This is a genomic window from Burkholderia sp. SIMBA_051, assembly GCF_046534915.1.
Lineage (GTDB): Bacteria > Pseudomonadota > Gammaproteobacteria > Burkholderiales > Burkholderiaceae > Burkholderia > Burkholderia ambifaria.
In genome coordinates, this window is record NZ_JAWRXS010000003.1 from 71390 (window position 1) to 88642 (window position 17253).

The window sequence follows — 17253 nt, forward strand, 5'->3', positions numbered from 1 at the left end:
CATGACGGCGCTCGACCAGGCGCCGGTGCACGCAACACTGGCCGCCGCGACGATCCGCTCGGTGGATCTCGTTGCGTCGCCGTGGAAGAACGGCGGCGGCGTGACGCGCGAAATCGCGGCATTTTCTCCGCCGGGAACGTCCGCCGGGGCGCTGCCGGGCGCCGCGCTCGATGCGTTCGCATGGCGCGTGAGCGTCGCGGACGTCGACGTGGCCGGGCCGTTCTCGCGTTTCGACGGCGTCGATCGCACGCTCGTGCTGCTGTCCGGCGCGGGCATGACGCTCACGGAAGCGGGCGGCGCGCGCCATGTGCTCGACGCGCCGCTCGCCCGTGCGGATTTCGCCGGCGAAACGGCGATCGACGCGACGCTGCACGACGGCCCGACCCGCGACTTCAACCTGATGACGCGCCGCTCGGCCGCGCGCGGGACCGTCGACGTGTGGGCCGAAGGCACGCACCGCGTCGAGCGCGCCGATACCGTGCTGCTGTTCTGCGCGACCGGCGCGGTCGGCGTCGAGATCGACGGCGCGCATTACGCGCTGCAGGAAATGGACACGCTGCGGCTCGACGGGCCGCGGCGTGCGTTTGACGTCGTCGTGAGCGGAGGCGGCGCGCTGCTCGCCGTGTCGCTCGCCGTCGGCGAACGAGACTGAACGCATGAAACCGACTGTCTGGCATCACTTGAGGCTGTGTCCGCACGGCCACCCCGACGAAACCCTCGACGACGCGGCGATCGCCGTCGACGAAACCGGCTCTATCGTGTGGCTCGGCGCGTTCTCCGCGCTGCCGCACGGTTACGCGCACTGGCAGCGGGAAGACCTGCACGGCGCGTGGGTGACGCCGGGCCTCGTCGACTGCCACACGCACCTCGTGTACGGCGGCACGCGCGCCGACGAGTTCGCGCAGCGCCTCGCCGGCGTCAGCTACGAGGAGATCGCGCGGCAGGGTGGCGGGATCGTGTCGACGGTGCGCGCCACGCGCGCGGCCGACGAGACGACGCTGTTCGTGCAGGCCGCCGCACGTCTGCAGCCGCTGCTCGCGGAAGGCGTGAGCGCGATCGAGATCAAGTCGGGCTACGGGCTCGACCTCGCGAGCGAGCGCAAGATGCTGCGCGTCGCGCGCCAGCTCGGCGAGCGCTTCCCGGTCAGCGTCTACACGACGTTCCTCGGCGCGCACGCGCTGCCGCCGGAATACGCGGGCCGCGCGGACGAATACATCGACGAAGTGTGCGAACGGATGCTGCCGGCGCTGGCCGACGAAGGCCTCGTCGACGCGGTCGACGTGTTCTGCGAGCGCATCGGCTTTTCGCTCGGGCAGACCGAGCGCGTGTTCGAGGCCGCGACGCGGCGCGGCCTGCCGGTGAAGCTGCACGCGGAGCAGCTGTCGAACGCGGGCGGCACCGCGCTGGCCGCGCGTTATCGCGCGCTGTCCGCCGACCACCTCGAATTTCTCGACGAAGCCGGCATCGAGGCGATGAAGGCGGCAGGCACGGTCGCCGTGCTGCTGCCCGGCGCGTACTACTTCATCCGCGAAACGCAATTGCCGCCGATCGAGCTGCTGCGCAAGCACGGCGTGCCGATCGCGCTCGCGACCGATCACAACCCCGGCACGTCGCCGCTCGAATCGCTGCTGCTGACGCTGAACATGGGCTGCACGCTGTTCCGGATGACGGTGCCCGAGGTGCTGCAGGGCGTGACGCGCCATGCGGCCGCGGCGCTCGGTCGTGCCGATCGTCACGGTGCGCTCGAGATCGGTCGTCAGGCCGATTTCGCGGTCTGGTCGGTCGGCTCGCTGGCGGAGCTCGCTTACTGGATCGGCCGCCCGCTGTGCGAGCAGGTCGTGCGCGGCGGTGCGACGGTGTTTCGCCGGATGAACGGCTAGCCTTGCAGGAGACGAAACTGACCATGACCGAAATGACGTTGTTCGCGGACCATGCCTACCTGCCCGACGGCTGGCGCCGCAACGTGCTGCTGCGCTGGGACGCGGGCGGCACGCTGACCGACGTGACGCCCGACACCGATGCGCCGGTGGGCGTCGCGCGCGCGGCCGGGCCCGTGCTGCCCGGCATGCCGAACCTGCATTCGCACGCGTTCCAGCGCGCGATGGCCGGGCTCACCGAATACCGCGCGAATCCCGCCGACAGCTTCTGGAGCTGGCGCGACCTGATGTACCGTTTCGCGCTGAAGATCACGCCCGACGCGCTCGCGGCGATCGCGCGCTGGCTGTACGTCGAGATGCTCAAGTGCGGCTATACGTCGGTGTGCGAATTCCACTACGTGCATCACGCGCAGGACGGCTCGCGCTATCCGCAGCTCGCGGAGCTCGGCACGCGCGTGATCGACGCGGCGCGCTCGGCCGGCATCGGCATCACGATGCTGCCCGTGTCGTACCAGTTCGCCGGCTTCGGCAACAAGCCGCCGCGCGACGACCAGCGCCGCTTCATCAACACGCCGGACGGCCTGCTCGAACTGCTCGACGCGATGCGCCGCGTCGCGCCCGAACACGGCGGGCTACGCTACGGCGTCGCGCCGCACTCGCTGCGCGCGGTGTCCGAGAACGGGCTGCGCGTGCTGCTCGACGGCCTGCCCGACGACGCGCCGGTGCACATCCACATCGCCGAGCAAACAGCCGAAGTCGACGACTGCGTGCGTGCGTACGGCGCGCGGCCCGTGCAATGGCTGCTCGATCGCTTCGACGTCGACGCGCGCTGGTGCCTCGTGCACGCGACGCACGTCGATGCGGCCGAAACGGCGGCGCTCGCGCAGCGTCGCGCGGTGGCGGGCCTCTGCCTGACCACCGAAGCGAACCTCGGCGACGGCGTGTTTCCGGCCGTCGACTATCTCGCGCAGGGCGGCGTGATCGGTGTCGGCTCGGATAGCCACGCGTCGGTCGACTGGCGCTCGGAGCTGCGCCTGCTCGAATACGGGCAGCGGCTCGTGCATCGTGCGCGCAACGTACTCGCGAGCGACACGCAGGCGCATGTCGCCGACCGGCTGTTCGACGCGTCGCTCGCGGGCGGCGCGCAGGCAAGCGGGCGGCGCATCGGTGCGCTGCGTGAAGGCTGCCGCGCGGACTGGCTCGTGCTCGATCCCGATCATCCCGCGATCGCCGAACACGGCAGCGCGGCGTGGCTGTCGGGCGCGGTGTTCGCCGAGCACGGCGATACGCCGGTGCTCGACGTCTACACCGGCGGCGAACGCGTCGTGAGCGGCCGCCGCCATCGCGACGAAACCGCTGCTTATGCCGACTACCGCGCCGCGCTGGCGCAACTGCTGCGCTGACGCGCGGCACCCGGCGCACGCCGCGCGCGTGCGCCGGCAGACTTTTACGGTGAGGCGACATGACTGAACAACCGGCTGTATTCACGCTGAAGCAGGGCACGCTGCCGCTGCTGATCTCGATCCCGCATGCAGGCACCCACATCCCCGACGACATCGCCGCGACGATGACGCCCGATGCGCGCTTCGTCGACGATTGCGACTGGCATCTCGAGCGGCTGTACGGGTTTGCGGCGACGCTCGGCGCCTCGATCCTCGTGCCGTCGCACGCGCGTTACGTCGTCGACCTGAACCGTCCGCCCGACAACGAGAATCTCTACCCGGGGCAGGATACGACCGGGCTCGTGCCGGTCGACACGTTCGACAAGGCGCCGTTGTATCCGCCGAACGCGCTGCCCGGCAACGACGAGATCATGCGCCGTCGCGATCGCTACTGGCGCCCGTATCACGACGCGCTGCAAGGCGAGATCGCGCGCCTGAAGCGCGAGCATGGCCGCGTGCTCGTGTGGGAAGCGCATTCGATCCGCTCGCACGTGCCGCGTTTCTTCGAAGGCCGCCTGCCGGACTTCAACTTCGGCACGTCGAGCGGCGCGAGCGCCGCGCCCGGCCTCGCCGAGGCGCTGGCCGCATGCGTGAACGCGCACGGTGGCTATACGGCGGTCGCGAACGGCCGGTTCAAGGGCGGCTACATCACGCGTCACTACGGCGTGCCGGCCACCGGCGTCGAAGCCGTGCAGCTCGAACTGTCGCAGATCACCTACATGGAAGAGACGCGTCCGTACGCATACGACGAAGCGCGCGCCGCGCGGATCGTGCCGCTGCTGCAGACGCTCGTCGAAACCGCGCTCGCGCATCGCTGATCGGTCGGCACGCTGCGTGCGGCGGTGCGGTGATATTTTCCGCGCCGGCTTGACGGCACGCGGTGCGGGCAAGCTGATGCAGCGCACAAAAACGGCATCGATCCGAACGGTCGATGCCGTTTTTTTGTCTGATCGATGTCGGGGATCGGCACCTGGAAATTTGACGCAATTTTTAGGTGATATAAGCTGAATGTCAGGAAGTCGTCACGCGCGCACCGGCGACGACGGTGTCGATTGGCGCCGTAACCCGCCGGAATCCGTCGCGAGGCACCTTCCCGACGTGTCGCCGCACGGCCTCGTCGCCTGCGCTTCACCGCGACACGTGTCCTGTCTTCATCAGTCAGTCGAGTACGATCGTGAAAGCCGCCAGCCCTTCGATACGCCGGACCCGAAGTCCGTCGGCGGGCGCGCCGCCTCAGGCCGGGCCGATCCGGCATGCTGATCGCGGCACGCGCGCCGCCCTCATACGCGAGCCTGGTTTCTTCGCTGTGTCCCATCGCGGCCTGCGCCGCTTCAACCTCGTGACCGCGCACGTGTTCAGCGCGGTGCAGCGCGACGGCAGCGCTTCATTGTTGCCCTAGTGTCGTTGTCCGTTTTCGCATCGGGTCGTACCGCCTGTTGCCGCACCGTGCGCGCGGCATGATCGCGCACGGGCGCATGCTTCGCCACGGCGGGCTTCCATCGTCCTGCGCGTCCGCACGCGTCGCGCGCTTATCGCGGAGGCGATCATGCGAGCGCGCCCGATCGTAGCCGTCACCGCCGACCGCATCCTGCGCGGCGCCCATCCGAACCACACCGCCGGCGAGAAGTATCTCGTCGCGCTGGTTGACGGCGCCGGCGCGCTGGCGTTCGTGCTGCCCGCGCTGGGTGAGCGGCAGCCGGTCGATGCGATCGTGGCGTCCGTCGACGGGCTGCTGCTGACCGGCAGCTATTCGAACGTCGAGCCGCATCACTACGGCGGCCCGGCGAGTGCACCCGACACGCTGCACGACCCCGCGCGCGATGCGACCGCGCTGCCGCTGATCCGCGCGGCGATCGATGCCGGCGTGCCGGTGCTCGCGATCTGCCGCGGCATGCAGGAGTTGAACGTCGCGTACGGCGGCACGCTGCATCAGCGGCTGCATGCGAGCCCCGGTTTCCACGACCATCGCGAGCGCGACGGCGATCCGCTCGAGCGGCAGTACGGCCCCGCCCATCGCATCCAGCTTGCGCCGGGCGGCCTGCTGCAACGGATCGCGCGCGGCGCGCACGACGCGATGGTCAATTCGCTGCACGACCAGGGCATCGCGCGGCTCGGCGCGGGGCTCGCGGTCGAAGCGAGCGCGCCCGACGGGCTGATCGAGGCCGTCAGCGTGCGCGGCGCGCGCGCGTTCGCGCTCGGCGTGCAGTGGCATCCCGAATGGCGTTTCGCGGAACAGCCGCTGTCGCGCGACATCTTCGCGGCATTCGGCGCGGCGTGCCGCGCGCGCATGACCCACCGCATTCGTGCGGCCGGCGGCACCATGCCGTCGCCGGCCGCATCCGACATCGACTGAACGAGGCCGATCATGCAACCCGAACTGAGCGAATTTCTGCGTCAGCACCGCATCACCGAAGTCGAGGCGATCATTCCCGACATGGCCGGCATCGCGCGCGGCAAGATCATTCCGCGCAACAAGTTCGAATCCGGCGAATCGATGCGCCTGCCGCAGGCCGTGATGGTGCAGACCGTCACCGGCGACTATCCGGAGGACGGCACGCTGACCGGCGTGACCGATCCCGACATGGTGTGCGTGCCCGATCCATCGACGATCTGCCTGGTTCCATGGGCCGTCGATCCGACCGCGCAGGTGATCCACGATTGCGTGCATTTCGATGGCTCGCCGGTCGAGATCTCGCCGCGCTACGTGCTGCGCCGCGTGCTCGACCTGTACAAGGCGAAGGGCTGGAATCCCGTCGTCGCGCCCGAGCTCGAGTTCTACCTGGTCGACATGAATGCGGATCCCGACCTGCCGTTGCGTCCGCCGATCGGGCGCACCGGCCGCGCGGAAACCGGCCGGCAGTCGTATTCGATCGAGGCCGTCAACGAGTTCGATCCGCTGTTCGAGGACATCTACGAATATTGCGAGATGCAGGGGCTCGACATCGAGACGCTGATCCACGAAGTCGGCGCCGCGCAGATGGAGATCAACTTCGTGCACGGCGACGCGCTGTCGCTGGCCGACCAGGTGTTCCTGTTCAAGCGCACGGTGCGCGAGGCGGCGCTGCGGCACAACATGTACGCGACGTTCATGGCCAAGCCGATGGAAGGCGAGCCGGGCTCCGCGATGCACATCCACCAGAGCCTCGCCGATGTGCACACCGGCCGCAACCTGTTCGCCGAAGAGGGCGGGATCGTGTCGCCGATGTTCCACAGCTATCTCGCGGGGCTGCAGAAGTACACGCCCGCGCTGATGCCGATCTTCGCCCCGTACATCAACTCGTATCGCCGGCTGTCGCGGTTCATGGCTGCGCCGATCAACGTGCAGTGGGGCTACGACAACCGCACGGTCGGCTTTCGCATCCCGCAGTCGACGCCGGTCGCGCGGCGCATCGAGAACCGGATTCCGGGCGTCGACTGCAACCCGTACCTCGCGTTCGCGGCGACGCTCGCGGCCGGCTATCTCGGCCTCACGCAGCAGCTCGCGCCGACCGAACCGATCGCGTCCGACGGCTACGACCTGCCTTACCAGCTGCCGCGCAATCTCGAGGAGGGCATCTCGCTGATGGCCGCGTGCACGCCGCTCGCCGGCATTCTCGGCGACAAGTTCGTGAAGGCGTACCTGGCGCTGAAGGAAACCGAATACGAAGCGTTCTTCCGCGTGATCAGCTCGTGGGAACGCCGCCATCTGCTGCTGCACGTGTGAGTGTGCGGCGCTGTTTTACGGAGGAAACATGACCGATCGAAACGAAGCCTTCCCGCCGCATTCGACCGCCGAATACCGCGCGCTCGACGCCGCGCACCACATTCACCCGTTCTCGGATATGGGCGCGCTCAATCGCGCGGGCAGCCGCGTGATCGTGAAGGCCGACGGCGTCTACCTGTGGGACTCCGACGGCAACAAGGTGATCGACGGGATGGCCGGCCTCTGGTGCGTGAACGTCGGCTACGGCCGCAAGGAGCTCGCCGACGCCGCGTATCGCCAGCTGCAGGAACTGCCGTTCTACAACACGTTCTTCAAGACCACGCACCCGCCGATCATCGAACTGTCGGCGCTGCTCGCCGAAGTCACGCCCGCGGGCTTCAACCACTTCTTCTATTGCAACAGCGGCTCCGAAGGCAACGACACCGTGCTGCGCGTCGTGCACCAGTACTGGCGCGTGCAGGGCCAGCCGCAGAAGAAATACGTGATCTCGCGCAAGAACGGTTACCACGGCTCGACGATCGCGGGCGGCACGCTCGGCGGGATGGGCTACATGCACGAGCAGATGCCGTCGAAGGTCGAGCACATCGTGCACATCGACCAGCCGTATTTCTTCGGCGAAGCGCAAGCCGGCGAGACGCCCGAAGCGTTCGGCCTCGCACGCGCGCAGCAGCTCGAGGCAAAGATTCTCGAACTCGGCGCGGAGAACGTCGCGGCGTTCATCGGCGAGCCGTTCCAGGGCGCGGGCGGCGTGATCTTCCCGCCGTCGACGTACTGGCCGGAGATCCAGCGGATCTGCCGCAAGTACGACATCCTGCTCGTCGCCGATGAAGTGATCGGCGGCTTCGGGCGCACCGGCGAATGGTTTGCGCACCAGCACTTCGGCTTCGAGCCGGACCTGATCACGATGGCCAAGGGCCTGACGTCGGGTTACGTGCCGATGGGTGCGGTGGGCATTCACGAGCGCGTCGCGCGGCCGATCATCGACAACGGCGAATTCAATCACGGCCTCACGTACTCGGGGCATCCGGTGGCGGCGGCCGTCGCGGTCGCGAACCTGAAGCTGCTGCGCGACGAAGGGATCGTCGAGCGCGTGAAGCGCGACATCGGGCCTTATTTCCAGCGCCGGCTGCGGGAAGCCCTCGGCGATCATCCGATCGTCGGCGAGATCGCGGGAGCGGGGCTGGTCGCCGGTGTTCAGCTGGCGCGCGACCGGAGCCGGCGCGAGCGATTCGGCGCGGATGTCGATATCGGCACGATCTGCCGCGACTTCTGCTTCAACGGCAACCTGATCATGCGCGCGACGGGTGACCGGATGTTGCTGTCGCCGCCGCTCGTGATCCGGGAGGCGGAAGTCGACGAGATCGTCGACAAGGCGCGGCGTGCGTTCGACGCGACGGCGGAGCGGGTGGGGCGAGGGAAGTGAGCGGTCGCGGCGCTTCGATCACATGTCGCCGAAGCGCCGACTCTTGAACGCGGTGGGCGAGCCCGAAGCATTCGGCAGCAGAGGAGGGGCGCAGAAAAGCGACCGCAAAACGAAAAGGGCCTGCGTCGTGAGACGCAGGCCCTTGAATTCTTTGGTGGGCGGTACTGGGATCGAACCAGTGACCCCTGCCGTGTGAAGGCAAGAATTTCAGTCCAGAGCAGTTTTTTGTTGATCTGTTTTGTATGTAATCGATTGATTTTTAAGAAAAATAAATCCGGCATTGTTCGATGTGTTCCGGCATAATGTTTTCGTACAAATTCCGTATGGATGATGACGGCAGTGGACATAACGAAGGTATCGGTTAGAAACGCCTTGGCGGCTCGAAGGGAGCCGTACTGGAATCGCCTCGAAACCGGGCTGTACATCGGGTTCAGGAAATTGCCAACCGGCGCCGGGACATGGATCGCTCGCAGGCGCAATGAGGACGGAAAGCAGGAATACCGCGCCTTGGGAACCATTTCGACGTACGACGATGCCGTGAAGCAGGCGCGCACGTGGTTCACCGCTCGGGACGCTGGCGTATCGCGCCAGGGCGTTACAGTCCGGGAGGTCGCTGAGCAATACGTGAAGCACCTGCGTCTGCACAAGGGCACGGCCAGCGCGAACGATGCCGCAGGTCGGTTTCGCCGGCTTGTCGATGAAGCGCCCATCGGGAGGATCGATCTTGCGCGGTTGCGCACCTCGGATCTGAAGTCATGGCTCGCCGGCCTGATCGAAGTCGACGAGGATGAGGATGATGAAGATGACCTTAGGCGCGCGAAAGACTCCGCGAACCGAAATCTTGCATCGTTGAAGGCGGCGTTAAATCTGGCGTTACGTGATCGGCTGGTAGCGACTGATGCGGGGTGGCGAACTGTCGTCCCCTTTAAGGGCGTGGGCCGTCGTAGGCAAGGGTTCATTCCTCATGAACAGCGCGGCCGGCTGCTTGATCATTGCCCGGATGATCTGGCATTACTTGTGCGTGCTCTGCTTCTCACTGCCGCTCGGCCTGGCGAAATGGCGAAAGTCGTCGCGAACAACTTCGATCGGGCTCAGGGCACGCTCGCGCTTGCCGGCAAGACGGGCTTTCGCGTCGTGACCCTCTCGACCGCGGCGCGCAAGTTTTTTGAGACTTTGTCGACCGACAAGATTGCCAGCGCACCCTTATTCACGACGACGGCCGGCGCGACGTGGACGAAAGACGCATGGAAGAAAATGTTCCGGTCCGCAGTTGCCGCGGCGCAATTGCCAGACGACATTGTCATGTACTCGCTTCGTCACACGGCGATCAGCGAAATGATTGCGAACGGGATGGATTCGTTCGTCGTTGCCCGTCTGGCGGGCACGTCGACCGCGATGATCGACAAGCATTACGGGCACCTAAAGCACGACGTGACGCGCGCGCGGCTCGACGCGGTGCAGATAGTGTAAGGCTGTGTATAACAGGGGTTTGTGCGGGTATTGTCCACGCCCTGTTTGGCGGTGCTATCGTCCGAGGTAGTTCTACAACGTGCGGAGCACATCGTGATTGATCGAATTGTCAGGGAGAAAGAGTTGCTCGCTATCTGCGGCTTCTCGCGTTCGACCCTCTACGAAAAGCGGAAGCGCGGCGAGTTTCCGAGCCCGGTAAAGCTTGGCCGTAAGGCAACGGGCTGGAAGCTGTCCGACGTCAAGGCGTGGATCGACGGCCTCGAACCGAGCGAGGTAGTGCAATGACACCAAGACAATTCAATCCAGCCCATTGAAGGCCCGCTAAACGCGGGCCTTCGTGTTTTTGGGCCGCGTAAGGCGCAACTTAACACTTGAATAGAAAAGCATGAATTCCATCGACAACGCACGCTATCTGAGCCCCGCCGCGAAGCAGGCCGCCGCCGAGCACCTGCTTCGGATCCGCGCTATTCACGGAGACGACCCGTGTTCGCGCGAGCAGACGGCCGCGCATGAAGTCGGGCATACGATCATCGCCGCGGCGTTCGGCTGGCGCTTTCTCGGTGCTCACATTCGATCGCAGGATCTGGCTTGGACAGGCTCGACGCACTACGAGCACCGGCTGACCGGGCGCCCGTACACCCTTGACGAAGCGGCCGACGTCTTCTTTGCTGAAGCGGTGATGGACCTGGGCGGCATTGCCGGCGAGGAGATCGCTGGCCTGTGCCATCCTGCATCCAGCCATTTCGAGATCAAAAACGCCGGGGCCGCGTGCGCCGCACTCGATGCATTCACGGGTGACACGCCCGGGAGTCATTTCGCGCGTGCGTTCGCGCTCGCGATGACAGAGATCCAGGCCAATGCCACGACGTTCGAAGTCCTGCGCGCGCACTTCCGGCGATCGAAACGCCTGACGCCGGCCGAGGGCCGGCGGATGCTTAAGAACGTAGCGCCGCGGCTCGCCGACATTCAATTCGTGAAAAGAAAAAGCCCGCAGTAAATGCGGGCCCAAAAATTTCAAAGCTCGGTAAACACAATGAATAGTACACCTACAGAAATTGCTGTCAAGCCAAGCTGTACACATTCGGATCTCGCAGCAGCGCTCGCGCCGATCGTTTCGCGCGTGCGCACGTCGACGTGCTGCGTCAAGCGCCCGGGGAAACCGCCGCAGCACATCGGCCAACCGTTGACTGCCGATCGGCTCGCGCATCACGTGAACGGCGGGCCGGCCTACGGCGTGTATCCGATGCAGCCGGGCAGCGACGTCACGCTGGTGGGGCTGCTCGATCTCGACTCGCACAAGGGCGAGACGCCGTGGCACGAAATGCAGGACACCGCCGTGCGCATCCTCACCGCCGCGTCGGCAGTCGGCCTGCAGGGCATTCCGTTCCGCTCATCCGGGGGCGCCGGGATCCACATCTACTTCCTTTGGGACGAACCGCAGGACGCGCACAGCGTGCGCCAGGCGTTGCGGCGCGTGCTCGCTGCGTGCGACCTGCAGGACGGGACGAAGGGTGTGGCAGCCGGGCAGGTCGAGTCCTTCCCGAAGCAGAGCAGCGTTCCGCACGATGGGTACGGGAACATGTTCGTGCTGCCGCTGGCCGGCAAATCGATGCCGCTCGACACGTTCGAACTGGACGACATGCCGAAGTCGTACGTCACCGAAATGGACTGGCCGACCAGCGCGCCGGTGCCGCGCGCCGAGCGCGAGATTGTCGTGCCGCCGGCGGCCGCCGCGCCTGCCGAGCTTGGCGTGCTGAAATCCGCCCTCGACGCGATCCCGAACAGCGGTGAGCACGAGCTCGATTACGACAGCTGGCGCAACGTGCTGTTCGGCGTTCACCACGCGTCGCACGGTTCGGATGATGGCCTGGCGCTCGTGCACGAGTTCTCGGCGCGGTCGAGCAAGTACGACCCGGCGAAGACGGAGCGCGATTGGGGCTACGCCGGCAAGAATCAGGGCACGCCGATTACGATCGGCACGATCAAGGCGATGGCCGCGACGCACGGTTGGCAGGACCCGGCGCGCGAGCCGAGCGAGGACGACTTCGACGTGGTGCCGGCCGATGAACAGGAACCGCCGCGTCCGGGCTATCGCCGCAACGGCAAGGGCGAGATTCTCGCACTCGCTGAGAACATCGTGACAGCCGTTCGCGCGCCGCACGAGTGCGGATGGCACATCCGATACGACGACTTCCGTGCCGAGATCATGCTCGCCGAAGCGGCGGACCCGCGCGGCCTGCGCGCATTCACCGATCCGGACTACACGCGGCTACAGATCCGGCTCGAGCGACTCGGTTTCCTCAAGCTCAGCAAGGAAGCGCTGCGCGACGGCGTAGGGCTCGTGGCCGATGAGAACCACATCGACTCAGCCGTCGAGTGGTTGACGGGGCTGCAGCACGACGGCGTGCGGCGCATCGAGACGTTCCTGCGCGACTACATGGCCGTTGAGGACACGCCGTACACGCGCGCGGTGTCGCGGTATCTCTGGACGGCGCTTGCTGGTCGCGTGCTGTCGCCCGGGTGCGAAGCGCCGATGGTGCCGGTGCTGATCGGCGAGCAGGGCGCCGGCAAGACGCGGGCCGTGAAGGCGCTCGTGCCGGCGCAGGAGTTCTACTGCGAGCTGAAGCTCGACGAGCGCGACGACAACGCGTCCCGCATGATGCGCGGCCGCCTGGTGGTCGAGCTCGGCGAGCTGCGCGGCCTGCACACGCGCGACGCCGAGTCGATCAAGGCGTTCATCAGCCGGACCCATGAGAACTTCGTGCCGAAGTACAAGGAGTTCAGCGTGACGTTCGCGCGCCGGTTCCTGTTCGTCGGAACGACCAACCAGGACGAGTTTCTCGCCGACGAGACGGGCGAACGCCGCTGGCTGCCGGTGCGCGTCGGCCGGTGCGACGTCGACGGAATCGCCGCCGACTGCCTCCAGTTGTGGGCCGAGGCCCGCGCGGCCTACGAGCGCGCCGGGAATGTCGACTGGCGAGAGGCCGAGACGCTGGCGCGCGAAGTGCACGCGCAGCACAAGCTGTCCGACCCATGGACGCCGATCGTTCACGAATGGCTTGATAGCGATGGAGAGTGCGAACTCGGCCTGCCGCCGCGTGAGCGCGACTTTTTGCAGGTTCATGAGATCGCAGCCGGCCCCCTTGGAATGGCCCACGGTCGCCTGACCCGTAGCGATGAAATGCGAATCGGGAAAATTTTGCGAGAAATGGGATATTCAAGGCAGCAAAAGCGGGTCGCGGGGCGACCGGTCAAGGTTTGGGTCAAGTCAGCGTAGCTACCGTATCCACCCGTTCTGCATTAGGTGGATACGCGCAGAGTCTTATGCAGTAAGGCTTGTATCCACCGTATCCACCGTATCCACCTTTTTCTATATACGTGTGCGCGATAAATAAGGGGGATACAGGGGTTTATAGGAAACAGGGGATACGGTGGATACAGGTGGATACACCGCCGACGGGGCCGAAAGACGCAGGAAATTACAAGTTCGCAGTACGAATTTTAAGAGGTAAGGCTATGAAGAAACTGACCGCAAAGCAGCAGCGATTCGTCGACGAGTACCTTTGTGACCTAAATGCGAGCGCGGCCGCACGTCGTGCCGGATATAGCGCGAAGACGGCCGGGCAGATTGGCGAACGCCTGTTGAAAAAAGTTGAAGTGCAGCAGGCTCTTGCTGCGGCTATGCACGCCCGCCGCGAGCGCACGCACATCACGCAGGATCGCGTGCTGCGCGAGCTCGAGCGAATCGCGTTCTTCGACATCCGGCGCCTGTATAACGCCGACGGCACGCTGAAGCGCCCGGATCAGCTCGACGATGAGGCCGCAGCGGTACTCGCCGGCGTCGACGTGGTCGAGCAGATGACGTACAGCGCGGACGGCGACGGCGAGCTGACGCCTACACCGACGCTCACGAAGAAGGCGAAGGTGTTCGACAAGATGACGGCGCTCACGCTGGCGATGCGCCACCTCGGCATGCTGAACGACAAGCTCGAGATCTCGAAGAGGCCGCACGTGCGTGTGGTCGACCAGACCGGCCGCAAACCGCGCGTGAAGGGCGATTGAAATCCCCATCGGCGATTTCAACTCCGGGCGTAGTGCCTTGTCGGATGGGCGTTGCAAGACGCGCTGTACGTGAATGCGGCGTGTAGCTACCCCGCTGGCTACCCGCACGCTCTCCGTCTCTGGTTGAAAGACGGGCAATTGCCCGTCTCGAACGACGCACGATCCTGCATGACGGTATGCGCATAGTGATATGCGCACAAACGCAAGATTCTGCGCCGCGCTGATGCGACGCTGATCGAATGCCTACATAGGAGCCGAACATGGCAGCAACGAACATTTATATGAGGGACGCGACACGTAGCCGGCTGCAGGCGTGTGCCCTGTTGCGCGGGACGTCGATGGCGTGTGTTGTCGAAGACGCACTCGCCGAATTCATCGAGCGCCACGGACTGCTGAAAGGTGGTGAATGGCGGATCCGGCCCGACGAGGATCACGCGTGGTGCCGCGCGACGGCTGCGCAGGCCGACGCGGCCCGCGTGATGGATTGGGATGTCGAGCTTGTGGACGAGGACTGATCGATGGCCGACATCAAACTGATCGAAGCACAGCTCGCGGAAGCGCGCCAGCAGACCGCCACCGCGCAGCGGCAACTCGAGGATCGACTGCTCGAGAATAACGGCGCTGAGGATAAGGAAACGGCGTCGCTGCGTGCCGTCGCTGATCTGCACCGGTCGCGCGAAGCGTCGCTCGTCCGTGTGCACGCCGCCGCGCAGCGCGCCAACACCGCCGCCGCGATCGAAGCGCGGCACCAGGAGTCGCGGGACGGCGTGCGTGCGGCCCGCGCTCTGGAACGTCGTTACGTCAACGCGGCGAAGGCGCTGGAAGCTGCGCTAGAGGCGACCGCCGTCGCGCGTAGCGAGTTCCTGCAGGTCGATGCTGAGTTGCACGGGGCGATCCGCGCTGTCTGCATGAATCCCGAGCTGAACGATGCGCAGACGTCCGGGCTGTACGTGAGTGGCACCCGCGCGTGGATTTCCGACCAGGCCGTGCGGACGTACGTCAAGTCGATGTTTGACGAAGATCGGCGGCCCGACAGTATCGCGGCCGTTGCCGCGCGGCACATGCAACAAGCGATCGTGCGCCTCGAAAGCGCGGCCGCGTACCGAAAGCCGACCCATCAACCGCCGTACATCATCGACAGCGAATCCGCGCTGCGCTCGGTGACCGAAGCTGGCGAGGAGGCGTGATGGATACCGAACAGCAATCCGCGCCGATCGAGAAAACGCCCGAGGAACGCGCCGCGGCGTTCTACTCGAATACCAAGTTCCCGGGCGCGGCCGAGGCGCCGCGCGCGCCGGTCGAGCAGCCGAAGGTATGGAACGCCGCTGAGAACCTGCGCATTGGCGTCGCCCAGCAGGGCACGCCGCAGGTCGCCGACTCGGACCCGGACGCGTTGGCGCTCGTTCGCAATGACCGAGAGCGCAAGTTCTACGGCGACGAGGGCGCGCACGGACCGCTGTACGACGAACTGACCGGCTCCGGGCAGTGGGGGCAGGAAACCGTCGCGTCGATCGACGACGGCCTGGGCGGCACGATCGATCGCAAGGAGTTCGCCGCGATCGTCGCCGACCACGGCGGCAACCAAACCGACGTGCGCGAATTCCTCGCTGACGCCCGGCTGTTTGCGCAGGGCTGGCCGGCGCTGCCCGAGGCCGACAAGCAGGCCCACCTCGCGGACGCCGTACAGGGTATGAAAGAGACGTTCGGCGACGGGTGGGAGCAGGCTTGGGACGCTGCGAACGCGCTCGCGAAGCGCGATCCGCGCGTCGCGAAGGTGCTCCGCGAGACGGGGCTCGGCGCTGATCGCAAGACGGTCATCAAGTTCGCTCAGGAAGCGCTCCGGCAGCGTGGCGCCGGGAAGCTGAAGTAGCGGCCGCGATGCTGATATCGGCGATCAACTGGCGCGAGGTGCTATTCGACCTCCGGCCCTTCTACCCGAAGCCGAAAGACGTCGTGCACGAACTGCGCGGCCAGTAAGCGAGGCAGCCGTGCGCAAGTACATCGAAGACATGACCGAGCCGTCGCATGTGCGCAGTGAGCTGATCCTTGACCTCTGGTGTCGGACGACGGGTAAGCAGCGCGAAGATGTACCGCGCAGGCCATGCGAGCGCATTTGACTTTGAACAGGACAAATATGCCTATCAATTTTCTGAAAAGCGTGCGCCGACGCGCCCGAGATTCAATTTCCGGACGTCGGCCGCGCTCGCTCTTGATGTCGGAACGCCTGGCGCCCGAGCACATCCTCGCCGTCGAACTGCAGCCGACGCAGGCCGCGACTGCTGACGCGTTGACTAGGGAATATGCCGAAAAGCTCTGTGCGGCGACGCGTGTCGGATGGGCGATCGTCGAGGACGGAAAGGTGCTCGGTTGCGGCGGCCTGGTCGAGTGCTGGGAGAACCGCGCGCAGGCGTGGACGCTGATGTCGTCGGCGTTGCTGGTTCCGCGTCGATTCAGGCTGGTTCACCGGATGGTGCGACGCGTGCTCAATGACGCGCCGTGGCGCCGTATCGAAATGGACGTTGACGCGTCGCATGCGGCCGGCATCGCATGGGCCGAACACCTTGGGTTTGAACGCGAGTGCGTTCGCCGTAAGTACACCGCCGCAGGGCGAGACATGATTCTTTTTGCGAGGGTTAAATAATGGCGTTTCTACCTCTGCTCGCAGCGGCCGGCTCCGCCGCAAGTGCTGCGGCCGGCACTGCGACGACACTTAGCACGCTGAGCCTGGTAAGCGCTGGCGTGAGCGCGGCCGGCGCGCTGGCTGCCGGCGCAGCACAAGCATCATCCCAGCGCCAACAAGCCGCCATCATGGACCGCAACGCGCAGCTCGCGAACAACCAGGCCGCACAGGTTTACGCTCAGAACGTGAACCGAGAAGAAATGCAGCGCGGCCAAGCCGATCAGCAACTTGGTGCGCAACGCGCGGCAGTCGCGGAATCTGGCTTCAACCCGAACACCGGTTCGGCGCTCGACACGCAGGTGCAAAGCGTGCGCAATGCTGAGCTCGACGCGCTGCAGACCCGCTACCAAAGCGTCTTGCAGGGCGGGACGCTCGACGATCAGGCGTCGCAAGATCGGTTCGCCGCGCGTACGGCGCGCACGAACGCGCGCAACAGCATGATCACCGGCGGCATCTCGGCGGCAGCGTCTGTGCTCGGCGGGGCTGGGAATTATGCGAAGAACAACCCGCTCGGGCTCTCGCAGTCGTTGAAAACATACGGCACCACGGCCGCCGGCAATCCGCTGCTGTTCACGATGCCGTGATGCGCACCAGCG

General features: G+C 65.9%; 17 protein-coding genes. All 17 read left to right on the top strand.

Annotation, left to right across the window (positions count from 1 at the left end; all coding sequences use genetic code 11):
* Position 1: 1 nt before the first annotated feature.
* Positions 2 to 652 (top strand): HutD family protein, encoded by a 651-nt coding sequence (locus SB771_RS07780; protein ID WP_175662652.1) that lies wholly within the window; start codon positions 2 to 4, stop codon positions 650 to 652.
* A gap of 4 nt (positions 653 to 656) precedes the next feature.
* Complete coding sequence (gene hutI / locus SB771_RS07785; RefSeq protein WP_175662653.1) at positions 657 to 1880, top strand: imidazolonepropionase; 1224 nt, start codon at positions 657 to 659, stop codon at positions 1878 to 1880.
* A 23-nt stretch (positions 1881 to 1903) separates the two neighbouring features.
* Entirely contained in the window at positions 1904 to 3280 is a 1377-nt protein-coding gene (locus SB771_RS07790; RefSeq protein WP_175662654.1) for a formimidoylglutamate deiminase, read from the top strand.
* Positions 3281 to 3339: 59 nt separating this feature from the next.
* Positions 3340 to 4137: an N-formylglutamate deformylase gene (gene hutG, locus SB771_RS07795; protein ID WP_012364256.1), complete on the top strand. Its 798-nt coding sequence runs from the start codon at positions 3340 to 3342 to the stop codon at positions 4135 to 4137.
* A gap of 728 nt (positions 4138 to 4865) precedes the next feature.
* Positions 4866 to 5672 carry a gamma-glutamyl-gamma-aminobutyrate hydrolase family protein gene (locus SB771_RS07800; RefSeq protein WP_175662655.1) on the top strand — a complete coding sequence of 269 codons (807 nt, stop codon included), beginning with the start codon at positions 4866 to 4868 and terminating at the stop codon, positions 5670 to 5672.
* 12 nt (positions 5673 to 5684) lie between these two features.
* Positions 5685 to 7022, top strand: coding sequence for a glutamine synthetase family protein (locus SB771_RS07805; protein ID WP_175705181.1), 1338 nt, complete (start codon positions 5685 to 5687; stop codon positions 7020 to 7022).
* 28 nt (positions 7023 to 7050) lie between these two features.
* Positions 7051 to 8445 (top strand): aspartate aminotransferase family protein, encoded by a 1395-nt coding sequence (locus SB771_RS07810; protein ID WP_175764160.1) that lies wholly within the window; start codon positions 7051 to 7053, stop codon positions 8443 to 8445.
* Positions 8446 to 8772: 327 nt separating this feature from the next.
* Positions 8773 to 9915, top strand: coding sequence for a tyrosine-type recombinase/integrase (locus SB771_RS07815; protein ID WP_244096824.1), 1143 nt, complete (start codon positions 8773 to 8775; stop codon positions 9913 to 9915).
* Between the two features lie 93 nt (positions 9916 to 10008).
* Entirely contained in the window at positions 10009 to 10200 is a 192-nt protein-coding gene (locus tag SB771_RS07820) for a helix-turn-helix transcriptional regulator (RefSeq protein ID WP_208446591.1), read from the top strand.
* Positions 10201 to 10300: 100 nt separating this feature from the next.
* On the top strand, positions 10301 to 10912 hold the full coding sequence (locus SB771_RS07825) for a hypothetical protein (RefSeq protein ID WP_175660441.1): 612 nt from the start codon (positions 10301 to 10303) through the stop codon (positions 10910 to 10912).
* A gap of 186 nt (positions 10913 to 11098) precedes the next feature.
* Positions 11099 to 13192: a VapE domain-containing protein gene (locus SB771_RS07830; protein WP_208446592.1), complete on the top strand. Its 2094-nt coding sequence runs from the start codon at positions 11099 to 11101 to the stop codon at positions 13190 to 13192.
* Between the two features lie 164 nt (positions 13193 to 13356).
* Positions 13357 to 13977 (top strand): terminase small subunit, encoded by a 621-nt coding sequence (locus SB771_RS07835; RefSeq protein WP_244096823.1) that lies wholly within the window; start codon positions 13357 to 13359, stop codon positions 13975 to 13977.
* A gap of 260 nt (positions 13978 to 14237) precedes the next feature.
* Positions 14238 to 14492, top strand: a complete 255-nt coding sequence (locus tag SB771_RS07840; protein WP_175660444.1) for a hypothetical protein — start codon at positions 14238 to 14240, stop codon at positions 14490 to 14492.
* 3 nt (positions 14493 to 14495) lie between these two features.
* Positions 14496 to 15164: a hypothetical protein gene (locus tag SB771_RS07845; protein ID WP_175660445.1), complete on the top strand. Its 669-nt coding sequence runs from the start codon at positions 14496 to 14498 to the stop codon at positions 15162 to 15164.
* Entirely contained in the window at positions 15164 to 15847 is a 684-nt protein-coding gene (locus SB771_RS07850) for a hypothetical protein (RefSeq protein WP_175660446.1), read from the top strand. The genes SB771_RS07845 and SB771_RS07850 overlap by 1 nt, the downstream gene beginning before the upstream one ends.
* Positions 15848 to 16111: 264 nt before the next feature.
* Positions 16112 to 16618: a GNAT family acetyltransferase gene (locus SB771_RS07855; RefSeq protein WP_244096822.1), complete on the top strand. Its 507-nt coding sequence runs from the start codon at positions 16112 to 16114 to the stop codon at positions 16616 to 16618.
* The gene (locus SB771_RS07860; protein ID WP_175660447.1) at positions 16618 to 17241 is read left to right on the top strand and encodes a hypothetical protein; all 624 of its coding nucleotides are present in this window, start codon (positions 16618 to 16620) and stop codon (positions 17239 to 17241) included. The genes SB771_RS07855 and SB771_RS07860 overlap by 1 nt, the downstream gene beginning before the upstream one ends.
* Positions 17242 to 17253: the final 12 nt, after the last annotated feature.

Coding starts and splice junctions, on each gene's coding strand:
- SB771_RS07780 (WP_175662652.1), top strand. CDS start 2: ATGACGGCGCTCGACCAGGCGCCGGTGCACGCAACACTGGCCGCCGCG.
- hutI (WP_175662653.1), top strand. CDS start 657: ATGAAACCGACTGTCTGGCATCACTTGAGGCTGTGTCCGCACGGCCAC.
- SB771_RS07790 (WP_175662654.1), top strand. CDS start 1,904: ATGACCGAAATGACGTTGTTCGCGGACCATGCCTACCTGCCCGACGGC.
- hutG (WP_012364256.1), top strand. CDS start 3,340: ATGACTGAACAACCGGCTGTATTCACGCTGAAGCAGGGCACGCTGCCG.
- SB771_RS07800 (WP_175662655.1), top strand. CDS start 4,866: ATGCGAGCGCGCCCGATCGTAGCCGTCACCGCCGACCGCATCCTGCGC.
- SB771_RS07805 (WP_175705181.1), top strand. CDS start 5,685: ATGCAACCCGAACTGAGCGAATTTCTGCGTCAGCACCGCATCACCGAA.
- SB771_RS07810 (WP_175764160.1), top strand. CDS start 7,051: ATGACCGATCGAAACGAAGCCTTCCCGCCGCATTCGACCGCCGAATAC.
- SB771_RS07815 (WP_244096824.1), top strand. CDS start 8,773: ATGATGACGGCAGTGGACATAACGAAGGTATCGGTTAGAAACGCCTTG.
- SB771_RS07825 (WP_175660441.1), top strand. CDS start 10,301: ATGAATTCCATCGACAACGCACGCTATCTGAGCCCCGCCGCGAAGCAG.
- SB771_RS07840 (WP_175660444.1), top strand. CDS start 14,238: ATGGCAGCAACGAACATTTATATGAGGGACGCGACACGTAGCCGGCTG.
- SB771_RS07845 (WP_175660445.1), top strand. CDS start 14,496: ATGGCCGACATCAAACTGATCGAAGCACAGCTCGCGGAAGCGCGCCAG.
- SB771_RS07850 (WP_175660446.1), top strand. CDS start 15,164: ATGGATACCGAACAGCAATCCGCGCCGATCGAGAAAACGCCCGAGGAA.
- SB771_RS07855 (WP_244096822.1), top strand. CDS start 16,112: ATGCCTATCAATTTTCTGAAAAGCGTGCGCCGACGCGCCCGAGATTCA.
- SB771_RS07860 (WP_175660447.1), top strand. CDS start 16,618: ATGGCGTTTCTACCTCTGCTCGCAGCGGCCGGCTCCGCCGCAAGTGCT.